The 18,747-nt window shown below is 64.9% G+C and carries 14 protein-coding genes; 5 read left to right on the top strand and 9 right to left on the bottom strand.

All coding sequences use genetic code 11. From position 1 onward, the window contains the following. Window positions 1–64 precede the first annotated feature (64 nt). The 3 genes from tdh to kbl all read left to right on the top strand — a co-directional run bounded on the left by tdh (window position 65) and on the right by kbl (window position 3,120). On the top strand, window positions 65–1,105 hold the full coding sequence (tdh, locus tag ABFD92_11910) for an L-threonine 3-dehydrogenase (protein MEN6505240.1): 1,041 nt from the start codon (window positions 65–67) through the stop codon (window positions 1,103–1,105). A 157-nt stretch (window positions 1,106–1,262) separates the two neighbouring features. Beyond that, complete coding sequence (gene tnpA, locus ABFD92_11905) at window positions 1,263–1,715, top strand: IS200/IS605 family transposase (GenBank protein ID MEN6505239.1); 453 nt, start codon at window positions 1,263–1,265, stop codon at window positions 1,713–1,715. A gap of 217 nt (window positions 1,716–1,932) precedes the next feature. Continuing rightward, entirely contained in the window at window positions 1,933–3,120 is a 1,188-nt protein-coding gene (gene kbl, locus ABFD92_11900; protein MEN6505238.1) for a glycine C-acetyltransferase, read from the top strand. Window positions 3,121–3,172: 52 nt separating this feature from the next. On the opposite strand, the gene ABFD92_11895 is transcribed toward kbl, so the two are convergent. From ABFD92_11895 to ABFD92_11875, 5 genes are all read right to left on the bottom strand, one after another. Next, window positions 3,173–4,207 (bottom strand): thiamine phosphate synthase, encoded by a 1,035-nt coding sequence (locus ABFD92_11895; GenBank protein MEN6505237.1) that lies wholly within the window; start codon window positions 4,205–4,207, stop codon window positions 3,173–3,175. Between the two features lie 74 nt (window positions 4,208–4,281). Then, complete coding sequence (gene glyA / locus ABFD92_11890) at window positions 4,282–5,532, bottom strand: serine hydroxymethyltransferase (protein ID MEN6505236.1); 1,251 nt, start codon at window positions 5,530–5,532, stop codon at window positions 4,282–4,284. A gap of 238 nt (window positions 5,533–5,770) precedes the next feature. Continuing rightward, on the bottom strand, window positions 5,771–6,643 hold the full coding sequence (locus ABFD92_11885) for a carbohydrate ABC transporter permease (protein MEN6505235.1): 873 nt from the start codon (window positions 6,641–6,643) through the stop codon (window positions 5,771–5,773). Between the two features lie 114 nt (window positions 6,644–6,757). After that, window positions 6,758–7,744, bottom strand: coding sequence for an ABC transporter permease subunit (locus tag ABFD92_11880; protein MEN6505234.1), 987 nt, complete (start codon window positions 7,742–7,744; stop codon window positions 6,758–6,760). Next, window positions 7,741–9,453: an extracellular solute-binding protein gene (locus ABFD92_11875; GenBank protein ID MEN6505233.1), complete on the bottom strand. Its 1,713-nt coding sequence runs from the start codon at window positions 9,451–9,453 to the stop codon at window positions 7,741–7,743. Before ABFD92_11875 ends, ABFD92_11880 begins: the two co-directional genes overlap by 4 nt. A 152-nt stretch (window positions 9,454–9,605) precedes the next feature. On the opposite strand from ABFD92_11875, the gene ABFD92_11870 reads away from it, so the two are divergent. Then, window positions 9,606–11,906: a glycoside hydrolase family 95-like protein gene (locus ABFD92_11870; protein ID MEN6505232.1), complete on the top strand. Its 2,301-nt coding sequence runs from the start codon at window positions 9,606–9,608 to the stop codon at window positions 11,904–11,906. Between the two features lie 333 nt (window positions 11,907–12,239). Here ABFD92_11870 and ABFD92_11865 read toward each other — a convergent pair whose 3' ends face one another. Continuing rightward, on the bottom strand, window positions 12,240–13,412 hold the full coding sequence (locus ABFD92_11865; protein ID MEN6505231.1) for a glycoside hydrolase family 172 protein: 1,173 nt from the start codon (window positions 13,410–13,412) through the stop codon (window positions 12,240–12,242). 154 nt (window positions 13,413–13,566) lie between these two features. Here ABFD92_11865 and ABFD92_11860 point away from each other — a divergent pair, with 154 nt between their 5' ends. Then, complete coding sequence (locus ABFD92_11860; GenBank protein MEN6505230.1) at window positions 13,567–15,483, top strand: Nramp family divalent metal transporter; 1,917 nt, start codon at window positions 13,567–13,569, stop codon at window positions 15,481–15,483. Window positions 15,484–15,573: 90 nt separating this feature from the next. Here the strand turns inward: ABFD92_11860 and ABFD92_11855 are convergent, their stop codons facing one another. From ABFD92_11855 to feoB, 3 genes are all read right to left on the bottom strand, one after another. Next, on the bottom strand, window positions 15,574–16,239 hold the full coding sequence (locus ABFD92_11855; GenBank protein ID MEN6505229.1) for a metal-dependent transcriptional regulator: 666 nt from the start codon (window positions 16,237–16,239) through the stop codon (window positions 15,574–15,576). A 194-nt stretch (window positions 16,240–16,433) separates the two neighbouring features. Then, window positions 16,434–16,607: a hypothetical protein gene (locus ABFD92_11850; protein ID MEN6505228.1), complete on the bottom strand. Its 174-nt coding sequence runs from the start codon at window positions 16,605–16,607 to the stop codon at window positions 16,434–16,436. Further along, complete coding sequence (gene feoB / locus ABFD92_11845; protein ID MEN6505227.1) at window positions 16,604–18,631, bottom strand: ferrous iron transport protein B; 2,028 nt, start codon at window positions 18,629–18,631, stop codon at window positions 16,604–16,606. Before feoB ends, ABFD92_11850 begins: the two co-directional genes overlap by 4 nt. Between the last annotated feature and the right edge of the window lie 116 nt (window positions 18,632–18,747).

The raw sequence follows: 18,747 nt of genomic DNA, 5'->3' as shown, positions 1-18,747 counted from the left end.
CCGGCTGTTCCCTGTTACCCCGCGGGCGGGTAAACTGCTTAGTGCTTTTACGGGAAGGATTTTCATGAGCAAGATGATGAAGGCATTAGTTAAGGCCAAACCGGAGACAGGCCTGTGGCTGCAGGACGTTCCGGTCCCCAGCGTCGGCGTCAACGACGTGCTGATCCGGATTCTCAAGACGAGCATCTGCGGCACCGACGTTCACATCTGGAACTGGGACGCCTGGGCGCAGAAGACCATCCCCGTCCCGATGACCGTCGGGCACGAGTTCGTCGGCAGGATCGAGTCGATCGGCGCCAACGTCAAGGACTACCACAAGGGCGATCTCGTCAGCGGCGAAGGGCACGTCGTCTGCGGGCGCTGCCGCAACTGCCTGGCCGGGCGGCGCCACCTCTGCCCCAACACCAGCGGCGTCGGCGTCAACCGCGACGGCGCCTTTGCCGAATATCTCTCCCTGCCGGTGACCAACGTCTGGCCGGCCGAGGCGTCCATCCCCCTCGAGGTCACCAGTTGCTTCGACCCGCTGGGCAATGCCACGCACACGGCGCTGTCCTTCGACCTGCTGGGCGAGGACGTGTTGATCACCGGCGCCGGTCCCATCGGGATCATGGCCGTGGCCATCGCCCGCCACTGCGGGGCGCGGCACGTGGTCATCACCGACGTCAACGAGTACCGCCTGGACCTGGCCAAGCGCATGGGCGCCAGCGTGGCACTGAACATCCGCGAGGGCAAGACGCTCAAGCAGGCCCAGGCCGACCTGGGCATGCGAGAGGGATTCGACGTCGGCATGGAGATGTCCGGAAACCCCAACGCCTTCCGCGACATGCTGGCCAACATGTGCCACGGCGGAAAGATCGCCCTGCTGGGCATCCTGCCCACCACCGAGATCGACTGGGACCTGATCGTCTTCAACAGCCTGACGATCAAGGGAATCTACGGCCGCGAGATGTACGAGACCTGGTACAAGATGACCTCGATGATCCAGACGGGCCTGGACATCACGCCGGTTATCACGCACCGCTGCGCGTACACGGACTTCGAAGAAGGCTTCACCGTCATGCGAAGCGGCAAGAGCGGCAAAGTCGTCCTGACCTGGTCGGAGTAATGCCTTGCGGCGATTTGGCCGTCCTGAAAGGCCCGCGCCGTTCTGCGGCCTGAAGGGCCGCCGGTCGTCAGCCCAGGGCGAAGCCCTGGGTACGCGACGCGCTGTTCCCGCGGCCTGAAGGGCCGGGACTTGCGCGGCGACACGAGGAGAACAAACAATGGGGCAATCACTCTCGAAGGTACTCGTTCACCTGATCTTCAGCACCAAAAACCGCCAGGCGCTCCTGGCTGATTCCGTTCGCGAGGAGCTGAAGGCGTACCTGATCGGCATCCTTCGAAATCTCGATTCGCCATCGCTCCAACTGGAGGCTGTCGAGGACCACGTCCACATCCTGTTCCTGTTGTCCCGCAAGACCAGCCAGAGCGAAATCGTGGAACATCTCAAGACGGCGTCATCTAAATGGATCAAGACCAAGGGCCGCCAGTACGCAGGGTTTCATTGGCAGAACGGATACGGGGCATTTTCCGTGAGCGAATCCTCAATTCGGCAGGTGAGAGACTACATCCTCAACCAGCCTGAACACCACGAGAAGATTTCCTTCCAAGACGAATACCGAGCGTTTCTCAAACGGCATAACATCGAATATGATGAGCGCTATGTCTGGGACTGAATATCTGCCGCCCTTTCAGGGCTTGGGTCATGTGGGGGATTGCCACCCAGGGCTGCGCCCTGGGCTGACGAATACCGGCCCTTTGGGCCGGGGAAGAACCAGGCTCACGCCGAGGGGCGATGGCCCTTTGCGCGGTTGCCCCGGGCTGGCGCATGCCGGCCGTTGGGCTGGGGAAATATCGTGAGAGTTGCCAAACGATACGTGTGGAGAAACCGTTGTGTTTGATTCCATGAAATCGCACATTGCGCAGGTGTTACAGGACATTCGCTCGCAGGGGCTGTACAAGGACGAGCGGGTGATCGTCTCGCCGCAGGGGGCGGTGATCGCCGTGGCGCCGGACGGGCGGCAGGTGCTCAATTTCTGCGCGAACAACTACCTGGGCCTGGCGGATGATCCGCGGGTGATCGAGGCCGCCCGGCGGGCCCTGGAGAAATGGGGCTACGGCCTGTCCAGCGTGCGGTTCATCTGCGGCACGCAGGAGTTGCACAAGCAGCTCGAGGCCGCCCTGTCGCGATTCCTCGGCTGCGAGGATACCATCCTCTATAGCTCCTGCTTCGACGCCAACGGCGGGCTCTTCGAGACGCTGCTGGGCGAAGAAGACGCCGTCATCAGCGACCAGCTCAACCACGCCAGCATCATCGACGGCATCCGCCTGTGCAAAGCCCAGCGCCTGCGATACGCCCACTGCGACATGGCCGACCTCGAGGCCCGCCTGCGCGAGGCCGCCGGCGCACGCCTGCGCCTGATCGCCACCGACGGCGTGTTCTCCATGGACGGAACCGTCGCGCCGCTGGATGAGATCTGCGACCTGGCGGACAAGTACGATGCGGCCGTCATGGTCGACGACTCGCACGCCACGGGCTTCTTCGGGCCGACGGGGCGCGGGTCCATCGAATATCGCGGCGTCATCGGGCGCGTCGACATCGTGACCAGCACGCTGGGCAAAGCCCTCGGCGGCGCCAGCGGCGGGTTCACGGCCGCCCGGCGCGAGATCGTCGAACTGCTTCGCCAGCGCAGCCGCCCGTACCTGTTCTCCAACACGCTGGCCCCGGTGATCGCCGCGACGAGCCTGGCGGTGCTGGAGATTCTCAGCGCCTCTACCGCCCTGCGCGACACGCTGGCCGCCAACACGAAACACTTCCGCGACGGCATGGCCGCACGCGGGTTCAACATCGCCGCCGGCGACCACCCCATCGTGCCCATCATGCTCGGCGAAGCCGCCCTGGCGACAAAGATGGCCTCGTTGATGCTCGCCGAAGGCATCTACGTGATCGGCTTCTCGTATCCGGTGGTGCCGCAAGGCCAGGCCCGCATCCGCGTGCAGATTTCAGCCGCCCACACCACCGAGCAACTCGACGCCTGCATGGACGCCTTCGCCAAAGTGCGCCAGGCCTGCGCGAAGTGACGCACGCCCATGGCGACCCAATTGGAAATTCCAAATTGGAAATTGGAAATTGCTACGCCTGCGTCAGCGTGTCGCGGATCTGCTGGGCGGCGGCGCGGGGGTTGTCGGCCTTGATGACGCTGGAGCAGACGGCCGCCCGGGTGGCGCCGGCGGCTCGGACTTGCGCGACGTTGGCGGCCGTGATTCCGCCGACGGGCACCACCGGCACCTGCACTTCGGCCAGAACCTGCTTGAGCAACTCGACGCCCACCGGCGGTCCGGCGTCTTTGGTCGCCGTGGCGAAGATGGGGCCTACGGCGATGTAGTCGGCGCCTTCGGTCACCGCGGCGCGGGCCTGTTCGATGGTGTGCGTGCTCTTGCCGACCAGGGCGCCCGGTCGCAGCAGGCGCCGGGCCTCGGCGACAGGCAGGTCGTGCTGCCCGACGTGCAAGCCGTCGGCGCCGACCATGGCAGCGATGTCCGCCCGGTCGTTGATGATAAGCATCTTGCCCGTCTCGTCGGTCAGGTCGCGCATCTCTGCCGCCAGGGCCAGGAACTGCGCGTCGGGGATGTTTTTCTCGCGCACCTGGATGACGTCGGTCTGCCCGGCGATGGCGGCGCGGGCGATCTCGCGCACCGACCCGCGGCACATCGAGCTGTCGACCAGCACGTACAGGTGAATGTCGGCGAAGAACCGCCGCACGAACAGCCGCCCCAACAGGCGCTGCTCGAGCGTGTAGGCGTTGTACCGCATGCGCTCGACGTCGAGCGTCTTGGCCGGGGCGACGACCTTGCTGTATTCCTCGATCGACCGCAGCGATTCGCCCAGGCGCTTCATCGCGGCGATGGCCACGTCGCTCATGTCGGCCCGCTTGAGTTCGGTCGGGCTGGTAAGATCCGTGCCGATGTCGCCGGGGGTGTCGCGGCTTGCCACCATCTCCATCAGCGGGATATCGCTCAGCAGCCCCTGCAGGTCGCTGCGCATGTGCTTGGCCATGACGGTGATCGCCACGTCGTTGAGGGCGAATCGCCCGCAATCTTCGGCCACGCGAAGGGCTTCGCGGGCCCGGTTGAAATTGGCGTCCAGGATTCGGTAGATCTCACGCATGTCGGCCTCGTCACGTAGCAGGTGGCACAGCCTTTCCAGGCTGTGGGCCACAGGCTGGAAAGCCTGTGCCACGACTAATAGCTGCTGTTGGGCACGGGATGGGCGCGGCAGATTTCTTCGACGCCTTCGCTCACCTTGGTAATGATATCTTCGTTGCCGCCGCTGGTCAGGATCTGGTCGATCCACGCAGCGATTTGTTTCATGTCGCGCGGGGTCAGGCCGCGGGTGGTCACGGCCGGCGTTCCCAGGCGGATGCCCGACGGTCGCAGCGGCGAGCGCGTGTCGAAGGGGATGGCGTTCTTGTTGCACACGATCGACGCCTGCGACAGCCAGATCGCGGCCATGTGTCCGTCGATGTCTTCAAAACGGCTGCGCAGGTCGATCAGCACCATGTGGTTGTCGGTGCCGCCGGTGACCAGGCGCCACCCCAGGCTCATCAGCGCCTCGGACAGGGCCTTGGCGTTGGCGATGATGGCCGAGGCATAGTTCATGAACGTCGGGTGCGACGCTTCTTCCAGCGCGACGGCCTTGGCGGCGATCACGTGCTCCAGCGGTCCGCCCTGGATGCCGGGGAAGACCGCCGCGTCGAGCTTGTCGGCCCAGATGGCCTTGGAAAGGATGATGCCGCCGCGCGGGCCTCGCAGGGTCTTGTGGTTGGTCGTGGTGACGAAATCGCTCACCGGCACCGGGTCCGGGTGTACGCCGCCGACGACCAGGCCCGCAATGTGGGCGATGTCGCACAGCAGCGGACAGCCGACCTCGCGGGCGATCTGCCCGAAGGCCGCGAAGTCGATCGTGCGAGGATAGCTCGACGCGCCGCAGACGAGCATGTCGGGCTTTTCCTTCAAGGCCTGCTCGCGCACGAGGTTCATGTCGAGCGTCTCGGTGCCCTCGCTGACGCCGTAATGCACCGCCTTGTAGAACATGCCCGAGATGTTCTGCTTGCGGCCGTGCGAGAGGTGCCCGCCGTGGGCGAGGTTCATGCCCATGATTTTCGCGCCGGGCTGGAGAGCGGCCATGTAGACCGCCAGGTTGGCGCTGGTGCCGCTGTGTGGCTGCACGTTGGCGTGCTCGGCGTGGAAAAGCTTCTTCGCGCGGTCAATGCAGAGCTGCTCGATGGAGTCCATGTTCTCGCAACCGCAGTACCATCGCCGCCCGGGGTAGCCCTCGGCGTACTTGTCGGTCAGGACGGTGCCCATGGCTTCGAGCACGGCCGCCGAGACGTGGTTCTCGGAGGCGATCAGTTCGAGCGTCGTCGCCTGGCGTTTTCGCTCGGCATGAATGATCCGCGCCACTTCCGGGTCGACCCGTTCCAGAAAGTCCATTGCACGTTCTCCTCTGTCAGAGTTCAGTCCGGCAGTCTACCGCGCCTGCGGCGGCACGCAAGACCCTGCGAAAGTTGTGAGTGGTGAGTGGTGAGTGGTGAGAAGAAACGTGCCAGACTGGGTGCCATGGCGGCCGTTTTCAAGCCGCCATGTCCCCGACCGTTCAGCGAGCATGGCGGCTGAGAAACGACCGCCATGGCACCCGGCGCTCTCACCACTCACCACTCACAACTCACCACTATTCTTTGATCCCGCCGAGCATGATGCCTTTGACGAAGTAGCGCTGCACGAAAGGATAGACGATCAGGATCGGCATGACGGTGATGACGACGGTGGCGGCCTTGATCGTCGCGGTCGAGTAGTCGACCATCTTGGTCAGGCCCATGTCGAGCATGGCCGTGCTGCCCTGGATGACGATGCGCTGCAGGAACGCCTGGAGCATCTGGCGCGAGTCGTCGTTGATATAGATCATGGCGTCGAGCCACTGGTTCCAATGCGCCACGGCCGTCCACAGCGCCACGGTGGCCAACACGGGTTTGGCCAGCGGGACGTAGATCCGCCAGAGGATGGTCCACTCGGAGGCGCCCTCGACGCGGGCAGCCTCGCCGTAGCTCTCGGGGATCGCCTGGAAGAAGTTCTTCATAATGATGATGTTGAACGCCGAGAGCATGGTCGGCACCACCAGCGCCCAGATCGAGTTCATCAGGCCCAGGCCCTTGATGAGCAGGTACATCGGCACCATCCCGCCGCTGAAGATCATCGTAAAGAGCACCAGGAACATCACCATCCCGCGGTGGGGCAGATTCTTGCGAGCCAGCGGATACGCCGCCAGGCACGTCATGAACAGCGTCAACACCGTCCCCAGGGCAGTACGCACCAGCGAGTTGACAAAACCCGTGCGTATCTGGGTATTGCCCAGGACCACCTTGTACGCCGCCAGCGACACCTCGCGCGGCCACAGGTGCCAGCCTTCGCGGGCGGCCTCGACATTGCTGCTCAGCGAGATCGACAACGTGTAGATAAACGGATAGATCGCAATCAACGCCACGATGATCATGACGATGATGTTGAACACGTTGAAAATCTTTTCGCCTGTTGTGCGGCCGACCATTTCAACTCCACCGCCAGAAGAAGTTGTGAGTTGTGTGTTGTGAGTTGTGAGATCCCGGCCGCGGAGTCTTTCCGCTGTTTCTCACCACACACCACTCACAACTCACCACTGGTTTCACCATATTCCCTGTTCTCCGCGCGACATTCGCCGGGCGCCCCAGTTGGCCGCGACGATCAGCGCCATGCCCACCACCGACTTAAACATGCCCGCCGCGGTCGCCAGCGAGAAGTCCATCGCAATCAGCCGCCGCAGCACGTACGTGTCGATGATGTCCGCCGAGACGTACACGCTGGGATTGTACATGTTGAAGACCTGGTCGAACCCGGCGTTGAGAATCCCGCCCAGCGAGAGGATGAACAGCACGATCATCGTCGGCACCAGGCACGGCAGCGTCACGTGCAGCGTCTGCCGCCAGCGCGACGCCCCGTCGACCGCCGCGGCCTCGTACAGGTTCGGATCGATCGTTGCCAGCGCCGCCAGGTAGATCACGGCAGCATGCCCGGCGCCCTGCCAGATGCCCGTGGCCACCAGCACCACGACGAACCATACCGGGTCCGAGAGGAACTCGACGCGCCCGGCCCCCGCGCTGCGCACGGCCGAGTCGATCGGCCCCCCGCCGGTCAGCATCATGATGAAGATGCCGCCCAGGATCACCCACGAGAAAAAGTACGGGACATACGTCAGCGTCTGAACCGACTTCTTCAGCAGCGTCAGACGCAGTTCGTTGAGCATCAGCGCCAGAATCACCGGCACGAAGAACCCGAAGCCCAGCCGCAGCACGCTGATGATCACCGTGTTCCGCAAGGCGCGGAGAAACTCCGGACCGCTGAAGAGGCGGTAGAAGTTCTCCAGACCCACCCACTGGCTGGCCAGCATGCCGTCCTTCATCGCGAAGTTCTTGAAGGCGATGATCAGCCCGACCATCGGCACGTAGTTGAACAGCACGAGGACCGCCAGCGGCAAGGCGATCATCCGGATCAGCCCCGCGTGGCGGCGATACGGCGCCCAGCCGCTGCGCCGGGCAGCAAGGGTGCCGTGGCGGGAGGGCTTCAGCCCGACAGCCACGACTTCGCCGCCGCCCTTGGTGGCGCTGTCACTCATGGCCGCGCCTCCCGCGTTGCAGGCTGCGTCGCAGCGGTCGCACCGACCTGGCGATAGATGTCGCCCATGATGGCGTAGAGTTCGTTGGCCTCGCGCGTGAGCAGGTCGCCCCCCCGCTGCTTCCACTGCTCGACGAACGTGTCGAAGTCGTCCAGTGGCCTCTTGCCGCGAATGATGTCGGTATACACTTCCGTCTGCAGTTGCCGCAGGTCGTCGAGGTTCCGACCGGCAGAGTCCACCACGTCGCTCTTGCCGATGGCGTTCATCAGCCCGTACTCCGTGCGGCGGTACTTCGCGCGGAACTCCTTGATGCTCGCCGGCAGGTACGGATTCGTCACTTCCAGCGGGGCCGACGAGAACGAGTAGAACCCGTAAGCGTTCTCCAGCCCCCAGAACGCCAGCAGGTTCCGCGCGTCCTGGCCGGTCTCGCTGTAGGGATACAGCGGCACCACGCCCTGGCGGGCGTCCCACTTCCAGTGCGTCCCTTCCTCCCCGATGCGCGACTCGACAAACAACCGCCCATTGGCGGGCTTGCACAATTCCTCGAACATGTGAAGCGTCCGCAGCACCTTCTCGGGCGTCTTGGCCATGTGCTGGCCGAACCAGATCGAGTGCGCCGGCCCGCCCCAGAACCGGTAGCGACGCTTGCCGTCGATCCCGCGCGGCGGCGCGGCCGGCACCAGTTGGGCAACCGTGTTCTCCTGGCCGTTCTTTCGGCGGATCGCGTTGAGCTCCAGCAGATCGGCAAAGAGCGAGTGCGGATACGCGCTGTCGCACTGGCGGTCATCTACGTAGGTGATGTATCCCGTGCGGCCGTTCTTGAACCGGTCTATGCTCAAGTCCGTGAACGAATTGGCCGCGATGTAGTCCGGATCGATCAGTTCCTCGGCGTACCACTGCCGCAGCACCGCCAGGGCCTGCCTGGCCTCGGGCGTGACGCCGCCCCAGACGACGCGGCCGTCCCGCTCGACGAAATCCTGCGGCAGGACGTTGAACGCGGCGAAGACGTCGATGAAGGCGATCGACCAGTGCGCGCCGGGGCAGAACGCGTAGGTGTCTTTCTTGCCGTTGCGGTCGGGGTCGTTGTGGCGGAAGCGGTAGAACGCCTCGTGCATCTCATCGAGCGTGTCGGGCACCTTCGCGATGGCGACGTTGTCCAGCCAGTCCTTGCGCCACGCCATGGCCGGGGGGTAGATGTCCGACGCCGCCAGCGTCGGCACGCCGTAGTTGCGACCGCGATAGTACGTGTACAGCCACGCCTTGGGGCAGTACGTGTTGATCATCTTGACGTACTGCGGGGCGTGCTTGAGGAGCACTTCGTAGGGCAGTTCCATCACGAAGCCCTGGTCGACGTTGCGGCGGAACGGCAGCGGGTCGCCGTCCCAGACCACGTCCGGAACGTCGCCGGACATGAACATCAGCGGGCGGTTCTGCCCGAACGCCGCCCCGTCCAGAAAGATCCCGCGCAGATCGACGTTGAACGCCTTCTCCAGCCGCCGCTCGATCCAAGTGCCCTTCTTCGCCCCAGGCATGATCGGCGGCCCCAGCCACGAGAGCGTGACGCACTTGGAGCGATCGTCGGTGGCCGCATCCCACTGCTCCAGCGACAACCCCGCCGCCGGCGCCGGCGGCCGCGTGGGCACCAAAGCAATGCCACCCGCCACCGCGGCCACCACGCAGAGCAAGAAGATGATCTCATTTCGCGTCACGCGACCATTGTCGCTTCGCGGCCGCCGAAGCCGCAAGGGTGAATTGCTATTGCTGACGGAGAAAGTCTGTTAATGTCTCCAGACTGTGACCGCCTGTGAACGGGACAGCGCAAAGGACCTGCAGACCGCCTATCGTCAAGAGGTGCAGTGGCATGCCAACAGAATACGATTCCTCAAAAGGCGTCGGGGGGGAATGCGCCGAGCGGTTTGCCAATCTCTCATGCTCATGTTCGGTGGACTGGGCGGCGTTTCTGGGGCGCCACGATCTGGTCTGGCAGCGCCTGCCGGACCTCTGGACGCAAGGGGCCTTTGTCGGCAACGGGCGTCTGGGGGCCATGATCTACCGCGGCTGTGGCGAAGCCGACCCGCCCGCCGACGTGCTGGGCTGGACGATCGGCCGCAGCGACGTCTACGACAACCGCGACCGTGACTATCAGGCCAGCGAGTGGTCGATCTTCGATCACTACCGCCTGCCGATCGGGCGATTCGAGCTGTGTCCCGTCGGCCAGAGCGCCGGCGGCACGATGCGGCTGGACCTCTGGAACGCCCATGCCTGCGGCGTCATCGGCAGCGACCGTGGCGAGATCCGCTGGCGCTCGTGGGTGCAAAGCGGCGATGCCGCCCAGATCGTGGCGATCGAGCTCGACGCCGACCCGGGCCAGCGCGACGCAACCCTGCAGTGGCGGCCGTCGCGGGCGATCTGCCCTCGCATGCACAAGGCGCCCGAGCCGGGCTACGTGCCCAACCCCGACGGCCGGCTGGAAACCCGCGGCGAGACGCACGTCTGGATTCAGCCCCTGCTCGTCGGCGGCGACTATGCCACCGCCTGGCGCGAAGTGTCGCTGGGACCGGCGAAGCGTATCCTCTATGTCGCCGTTGGCTACGCCCTGTTCGCCGGCGGTGCAGCGGCCGAGGCATGCGCGGCGGTCGACCGCGCAGCCGCCGCCGGGCCCGACGCCCTGCAGCGCACGCACCGAACCTGGTGGCACGAGTTCTACCCGCGCAGTTTCCTGAGCGTGCCCGACGGCCGCATCGAGAGCCATTATTGGATCCAGCTCTACAAGCTGGCCTCGGCCACCCGCAGGGGCGGCGTGATCGTCGACACGTGCGGGCCCTGGCTCACATGCGACACCCCGTGGCCGGCGACGTGGTGGAACCTCAACGTCCAGTTGCTGCACTATCCGATCCCGGTGGCCAACCAATCGTCGCTGAGCGAACCGCTGTTCGATCTGCTCAGGCAGGAGCTGGCCAACGGCCACCTGATCGACAACGCCCCGCCGGAGATGCGGCACGACTCGGCGTACTTCGGCAACCCGACGACGACCAGCGAGATGATCAACCGCGACGTGTACTGGGAGGGCGTCAACGTCGACGGCGGGCCCAGCCGCCGCGGCGCCCGGCTCAACCAATTGCCCTGGATCTGCCACACGTGGTGGGAGCATTACCGCCGCGAGATGGACGACCGCGTCTTGCGCGGCGGCCTGTTCGAGCTGACGCGCCGGGCGTACAGCTTCATCTTTCACTTCCTGATCGAAGGCGACGACGGCCGCCTGCACGTGAAGGAAATCTACAGCTCCGAATACGGCGGCGCCGACGACGCCAACGAGGCCCTGGCGATGATCCGATGGGGCTGCCGCGCGCTGCTGTGGATGTGCGATCGCCTGGGCATCGACGACGCAGACATCCCTCGCTGGCGCGACATCCTCGCGCGACTGGCGCCCCCGCCGTGCGATGAGACCGGCCTGCGCATCGGCTCGGATGTGGCACTGGCCGTCTCCCACCGCCACTACGCGCACCTGATGGAGCTGGTGCCGTTCCGCACGTGGGACTTTAACGGCCGGGCCGCCCGCGAGCTGGCACTGCGGTCGATCAACCACTGGCTCTCGCTGTCAGAGGCCCTGGCAGGCTACAGCTACACCGGAGGATCGTCGATGTTCGCCGCACTGGGCGACGGCGCCGCGGCCCTGCGGTGCCTGCGCGAGTTCCTCGCGCGATTCGACAACCCCAACACCATGTACGTCGAGTGGGGTCCGGTCATGGAGACGCCCCCCTCCGCCGCCCGCTGCGTGCAGGACATGCTGCTGCAAAGCCACGATGTGATCCGCATCTTCCCGGCCGTGCCGCCGCAGTGGGCCGACGCCGCCTTCCACGACCTGCTGGCCGAAGGCGCGTTCCTCGTCAGCGCCGTACGCAGCGGCGGGCAGACGCGGTTCGTCCGCATCAAGAGCCTCGCCGGCGAACCCTGCCGCGTGAAAACCGACCTCGTCAAGCCCACGCTGCAAACCCCCGCCGGCCCCACGCCCATCGCCCCAGCCGCCGACGGCGTCATCACGCTTGATCTGCCAAAAGGCGCCGAGGCGGTGCTGACAGCCGCCGACTACGCCGGCCCCCTCACGATCCACCCACTCCCCCTGCCGCCGCAGGAATGCAACTATTACGGTCTGAAGTGCTGAGCGATAAGGCTTTGCGATGTAACTGATTTATTCGCAGAATGTTATACCTGAGCCCGTGTTGAATTAAGACATAAGTCATTACCAAATAATCATTTATGACTGAGATCACTAACTTTAGTGCCTTGAAGAGCGGGCGGATGGATGGGCTTCCCTGCAGATCGCTGTGAAAAGTACAACAAAGTGCAAGGAAGTGGAATTGTGGTATGGGCCGTACCGCTTTCGGCAGGCGAAGATCTTGCGACACAGAGACGCAGAGAAAACGGGGGCAGCAAAAGCTTCCTAAGTCCAGTTGCTTTTCTCGTTTTTCTCTGCGGCTCTGTGTGGCATACTCCCTTACTTCTTCTTGAACCGGTCTGCCCACTTCTTCTTCATCGCCTTCATCTCGGCGTTGAGTTTGACACCCTTGCCGGGGCATTGGGCTTTCTTGTCGATGATCCAGTTGCCGGCCGTGTCTCGCTTGACGGGCATGCGCTTGGCTACCGGCGGCGGAGTCTTGGCGCGGGTGGGCTTGGCGGCGTACCAGTACGCCACCGAGCAGACGTCGCTGGCGAGGTGGTTGCCGTGGCCGACCTCGATGGTGGCCTTGATCTCCTTCTCGAAGCGGATCGGGTTTTCCACGTGGAACACGTAGCTGGTCTGGTAGCCGCCCTGGGCCCGCCAGTCGGTGTTGGTGCCGGTGCGCCGGTCGTGCTCCCAGATCGTCGAGCCGCAGCGCCAGTACCGCGTGTCCTGCATGCCCCAGGCGTGCGAGAGGTAGTCTTCGCTGCCGGTGCCGTGCAGGTCCGGCGGCCACTTGTAGCCGTCGACCCAGATCATGTCGTCGCCCTCGCCCCACCACGTGCCGCTGAAGTTGGTGACGCTGAGGTTGCAGCCGATGTACTGCCCGCAGCCCTTGGTCTCGAGGATGACGTAGTTGTTGTCCCAGGCCTCGCGCTCGACGTTGACGATGTTGGCCTCGGCGGTGTTGACGCCGACCTCCGGCCCCCATCCGCCGAAGGGATACGCCCGGCGGAACTCGGCGTGGAAGTAGCCTGTGTCCTCGGGCATCTCGGGCACGGTCTCGTAGTCGACGTAGAACCAGAACCAGTGGTCCTGCTGGCTCTCGTTGACCAGCTCGATCTTCGCCCGCTTGGCAAAGGGCATGGGGATGTAGCAGTTGAACGCCGTGCTGCCGTTGAACTGGTACGGCATGTTCGTCGAGGAGGAGAAGAACGCCGAGTCGAAGTCGTTCACGAGGCCGTGGCCCATGCAGAAGAAGTCGCCGATGGGAGCGATGACGCTCGGGGCGGCCGCGTCGTCCCAGGTGATCTTGATGAGCACCTCGCGCAGGCGCGCGTGCTGGGCGGTCCAGATGTGGGTGATCTTGCCCGGTCCGGCGATGTCGGCCATCACGACCGTCTCGCCGGGTTTGGCGACGAACCAGTCGCTGTTGCGTCCTTCGCGGTCCCAGCTTGAACAGCGGAGCGAGCGGTGCCCGCGGCGGATGCGCGTCAAGTCATCGAACATGGTCTTTCCTTTCATAGAAGACGGGCGACATTATACGCTCCGCCGGCCGCGGGGGAAGATGTTCTGACGCCGTGATCGCAAATGCGCCCGTGAAAATTGGAAACGTCGATTATCCCTGGCTAGTGTTTCGCATCGATATAAGAGAACAATCGCCTTGAACGACCAGCCGAGAATCCCACAGGCATCGATGCAGGACACCAACCGAACGGTGGTCATCCCGCAGAAGGGCTGGCTGCGGCGGCTGCTGGCCTTTGCCGGACCGGCGTACATGGTGGCGGTGGGGTACATGGACCCGGGCAACTGGGCGACCGATCTGGCGGGCGGGTCGAATTTGGGTTACACGCTGCTGTGGGTGTTGCTGATGAGCAACGCGATGGCGGTGCTGCTCCAGACGCTCTCGGCGCGCCTGGGCCTGGTGACGGGTCGGGACCTGGCGCAGGCCTGCCGCGACGAGTACCGCCCGGCAGTGCGTTACCTGCTGTTCTTCCTGTGCGAGATCGCCATCATCGCCTGCGACCTGGCCGAACTGCTGGGGTCGGCGGTGGGCATCACGCTGCTGTCGGGCGGGTCCATTCCGATACAACTGGCGGTGCTGGTTACGGGGCTGGACGTGCTGGTGCTGCTGGCGATCCAGCGCGGCGGCATCCGCAAGATGGAAGCCCTCATCGTCGCCCTGATCTCGATCATCGGCATCTGCTTCATCGTCGAGGTCTTCCTCAGCCATCCGCAGTGGCTTGGGACCGGCGGCGTGGTTGGCGGTTTGCTCCCGACACGGCAGTCCTTATCGGGTCCGGGGCTTTATATCGCCATCGGAATCCTCGGCGCCACCGTCATGCCGCACAACCTGTACCTGCATTCTGCACTGGTGCAGAGCCGTGATGTGCGTCACAGCGTCGCCAGTGTCGTTCAGGCCTGCCGGTACAACCTCATCGACTCGCTGTTCGCCATGAACGGGGCTTTCCTGATCAACGCGGCGATCCTGATCGTCGCGGCGGCCGTCTTTCACACGCGCGGCCAGAGCGTCGAGGAACTGGACCAGGCACACAGACTGCTGGAGAAGCTGCTGGGCAGCCGCGTGGCGCCGGTGGCATTCGCCCTGGCGCTGCTGGCGGCAGGGCAGAGCTCGACCATGACCGGAACTCTGGCCGGGCAGATCACGATGGAGGGCTTCCTGAGCATCCGCATCCGCCCCTGGCTGCGGCGACTGGTCACCCGCGCCCTGGCGATCGTACCTGCCGTCATTGTCGTGATGATCTCGGGCGAGCGCGGCATCTACTCGCTGCTGATCTTCAGCCAGGTGGTACTGAGCCTGCAGTTGCCCTTCGCCGTCGTGCCGCTGGTGCGCTTCACGTCCAGCCGCCGCAAGATGGGCCCCTTCGCCAGCGGTCTGTGGCTCAAGAGCGCGGCTTGGCTGGTCACGACCATCATCCTCGTTCTCAACGTGCAACTGATCGGACAGCAGCTCTACGGGCAGATCCTGTCGGCAGGTTTGGCCGGAGGGATCTTCGTCGCGGTCGGAGGCGCGGTAGCACTGTCGCTGGCGGGATTGCTGGCGTGGATGATCTTCCGCCCCGAGACGCCAGAGCCCCGGGCCGCCAAGCCCGTGTCGGCGCAGGAGGTGCTCGACGCGGCGTCGGTGCTCGATCGGCGCTTCCGCCGCATCGGCGTGGCGCTGGAGGCCAAGGCACACGACGCCGCGGTGATCGCCCAGGCGGTGGGGCTGGCCAAGGCCCAGCAGTCCGAGTTGGTCCTCATGCACGTCGTCGAGGGCGTCGGCGGGCAGTGGTACGGGCCACAGACCGGCGATATGGAGAGCCGCCAGGATGAAACCTATCTGGCCACGCTGGCGGCAAAGCTGGGCCAGGAACTCACCGCCTCGGGCGTGGTCGTACGCTCAGTGCTGGGCTACGGCGACGTGCCCAAGCAGCTCATCATGCTCGCGCGGCGCGAAGGCGTCGATCTGCTGATCATGGGCACGCACGGCCACAAGGGCCTGGGCGACGTGATGCATGGATCGACCATCTCCGCCGTGCGGCATGGGGTGGATGTGCCGATATTTGCGGTTCGCTGACCCGCAAGCATTTCAAGCCCCGCCGCTAACGAACGCGGGAGCGTTTTGTTGTTCAATTGGAAATTGCCAATCGCAAATTGGAAATGCTCTTCACCACCCCCACCAGCGCCGGCGTCTGCGGCGCTGGGGCGCGGGGGGCGTCCAATGCACGTAGATGATCTGGGCCAGTTCGTGGTCGACGGTGAACTGGCTGTATCCGACCTGGAAGACGTAGGAGGGGAAGCGACGGATGAGGTGCACGTCGGCGCCGGGCAGGACGCCCATGGCCATGAGTTTCTGCACCTGGCGGTCGTCTCGCGTGGTGAGGTAGGCGACGGTTCCGCTCTCGCCGGGGCGTCCGTCGCAGAGGGCGCGGACTTCGGCGAAGGTTTCCTCGGCGGCCGCCCGGCAGCAGGCGCCCTGGGGAATGGGCTTTCCGTGCGGGCAGGTTCGCGGATGGCCGAGCAGGGCACAGATGCGGTCGTCGAGACCGTTGAGCAGCAGGTGCTCGAACCGGCAGGCGTCGGCGTCGACGTCGGGGCTGGCCAGCACGTTGCGCAGCAGGCACTCGGCCAAGCGGTGGCGGCGGACGACGTCGCGTCCGGCGGCCTCGCCGGTTTCGGTCAGGCGGCACTGCCCGTCGGCGCAGACGACGTATCCCGCGGCGGTCGCATCGGCCAGCGCGGGGGCGATGAGGGCCTGCGAAGGATATTCATCCTTCTCGAACTGCCACTCGTAGAGGCTTTCCATCAATTCTTCAACGGACGGCGTGGTCATGGCGTTTCTCGTGTGGCATGGGCGTCTCGCCCATGCTCTTGCTGTGTGGCATGGGCGTCTCGCCCATGCTCCCCGACCCTGAGGTCAGGGACACGCACAACGAAAGTTGTGCGTGGCACCGGTGTGGCCCATGCTTTTGCCGCTGGCGGGCGAGACGCCCGCCAGCGCATGGCCGAGACGGCCATGCCACAAAGCTACCGCTTCTTCCATAGTTTCCGCAGCCATTTTACCAGGCGCGGTTCCTCGGGCATCTCGTAATCGCAGTGCGGGCACTTGAGCTTCCGGCAGCCGCCCATCAGGCTGCAGCCGCCGCAGGACTTGCGGGCGGCGGCCTCGTCAAACTCCTTGCCGCAGAACGAGCAGATCACAGTGTCACCTGGAAGATATTCAACAAAGCGTTGGCCGACCATCCAGCGGCCAAGGCGATCACGCAGACCGCCGCCGCGGTGGCGAGCATCATCTTGAAGCCCTGCTCCTTCTTGAGGATCAGCAATTGGGCGATGCAGGGCAGGAAGAGCGTCATGGTGATGGCGGCGACGACGCGCTGGTTGTTCGTGAGCGTGCCGACGATGTTGACGTCGGTCAACCCGGCGGCGCCGTAATCGCGGCGGAAGAATCCGAACAGGAACGCGGTGGCCGACCCGTCAGGCAGCCCGATGGCGCGGACGAGGGGCTTGAGGATATCGACAGCCACCTCGAAGATCCCGGTGAGCTGCCCCAGCCAGATCAGCACGCTGGCCAGCACGAACAGGGGCAGCACTTCCTTGAAGTACCAGACCATGCGCGAGTAGGTTTTGACCAGCACGTTGCCGACGCGCGGAAGGCGCAGGGGGGGCAGTTCCATGTAGAAGCTCGGGCGAGGCCCGGGCAGCAGGCGCGCCCCGAGCAGCCCGGCCAGCAGGAACGTTCCGGCGATGAACGCCGCCCACATGGCCAGGCCCGCCGGCGTGTCTTTCAGGAGCATGAGGATCACGCCCAGTTGGGCCGAGCACGGAATCGCCAACGCCAGCAGCAGCGAGGCGATGAGCTTCTCGCGCCGGGTCTCGAGCGTGCGCGTGACCATGGTGGCCATCGTGTCGCATCCGAAGCCCAGGACGATCGGGATGACGGCCCGGCCGTTGAGGCCGATCTTCTTGAACACGCGGTCGATCAGCATCGCCAGGCGCGGCAGATAGCCGCTGTCTTCGAGGATCGAGAAGGCGATGAAGAACGTCGCGACGATCGGCAGCACGATGGCCACCGCGTAGCGGATGCCCAGCGTGACGATGCCGTAGTCGCCCACGAACAAGTCGCGCCAGACCTGCCAGGGAAGCATCGCGTTGATGGCATTCTCAACGTGGGGCGTGATGTACTGGTCGAAGATCGTGCTCTGAATGAAGTCCACCATCGTGCCGGCGCCGAACTTGCCCACAAACACGTACAGACCGAAATACAGCACCGCCGCCAGCAGCGGCAAGCCCGTCAGCGGATGCATGCACAGGCGGCTGATCGTCTCGCGCAGCGGACGGTGACCCTTGGGCGGAAAACAGACCGCCTCGTCGAGGATGCTGTCGGTGCGGCCGCGAAGGGCCAGCGTGGCATAGTAGTGCGGCGAATGCTTCAACAAGGCCCTGGCGCTGTGCAGGGCGTGCAGGACGGCGTCGGTATGCTCGGGCAGGCGTCGCCCCAGAACGCGTGACGCCTCGGCGGGGTCTTCCTGCAACAACAGCAGCGCCCGCGTGCGGCGCGACACGCCGTGGTCGTCGCCCAGCGTCGGGGCCACCGTGCCGACGGCCCGTTCCAGCGCCGGGCCGTAATCGACCGGCACGGCCGAGGGGGCGTCGCGGCGGGTCTGGGCCAGCGACTCGATGGCCTGCGCCAGCTCACCCATGCCGTCGCCGCTGATGGCGATAGTCTCAACAACCGGGATGCCCAGGATGTGCGAGAGGCGGTCGGCGTCGATGGCGATCCGCAACTGCCGCGCCTCGTCGGCCATGTTCAGCACCAGCACGACCGGCAGGTTGGCCTCGATCAACTGCAGCGTCAGGCCGAGCATGCGGCGGATGTTCTTGGCGTCAACGACGTGGACGACGGCATGGGCCTGCTCCGTCAGCACCAGCCGGCAGGCGACGCGCTCCTCGTCGGTGATCGGGCAGAGCGAATAGATGCCCGGCGTGTCGATGACCTCGAAGTGCCGCTGAAGAATGCTCGAACGACCGCGGCAGATCTCCACCGTCGTTCCGGGATAATTCGAGACCGTCACGTACTGACCCGTGAGGCGGTTGAACAGGGCGCTCTTGCCCACGTTAGGGCTACCGACGATCAGGATCTTGCCCAGAGCGGTTGCAGCCGCAGGCGCGGGCGCCCTCTTGCGGCTGCGCCCGAATAACCCAAGCATTCCTCGCGTGGCCAAAGTATGCTCCAGTCAAAGTTCACCTATGTGAACAATATATCTTTTAACAAACAATATGCCCCATTTCTCGAAAATTCCGATAAAACTTCAGCAGCCCCTTTCGCCGCAGGCATGGA

The organism is Planctomycetaceae bacterium (genome assembly GCA_039680605.1).
Classification (GTDB): Bacteria; Planctomycetota; Phycisphaerae; order SM23-33; family SM23-33; genus JAJFUU01.
This window is presented reverse-complemented; position numbering and strand designations above follow the sequence as displayed.

Bases quoted from the DNA above. Each gene is read 5' to 3' on its own strand.
- tdh (MEN6505240.1), top strand. From the start codon at position 65: ATGAGCAAGATGATGAAGGCATTAGTTAAGGCCAAACCGGAGACAGGC.
- tnpA (MEN6505239.1), top strand. From the start codon at position 1,263: ATGGGGCAATCACTCTCGAAGGTACTCGTTCACCTGATCTTCAGCACC.
- ABFD92_11895 (MEN6505237.1), bottom strand. From the start codon at position 4,207: ATGCGTGAGATCTACCGAATCCTGGACGCCAATTTCAACCGGGCCCGC.
- glyA (MEN6505236.1), bottom strand. From the start codon at position 5,532: ATGGACTTTCTGGAACGGGTCGACCCGGAAGTGGCGCGGATCATTCAT.
- ABFD92_11885 (MEN6505235.1), bottom strand. From the start codon at position 6,643: ATGGTCGGCCGCACAACAGGCGAAAAGATTTTCAACGTGTTCAACATC.
- ABFD92_11880 (MEN6505234.1), bottom strand. From the start codon at position 7,744: ATGAGTGACAGCGCCACCAAGGGCGGCGGCGAAGTCGTGGCTGTCGGG.
- ABFD92_11870 (MEN6505232.1), top strand. From the start codon at position 9,606: ATGCCAACAGAATACGATTCCTCAAAAGGCGTCGGGGGGGAATGCGCC.
- ABFD92_11865 (MEN6505231.1), bottom strand. From the start codon at position 13,412: ATGTTCGATGACTTGACGCGCATCCGCCGCGGGCACCGCTCGCTCCGC.
- ABFD92_11855 (MEN6505229.1), bottom strand. From the start codon at position 16,239: ATGACCACGCCGTCCGTTGAAGAATTGATGGAAAGCCTCTACGAGTGG.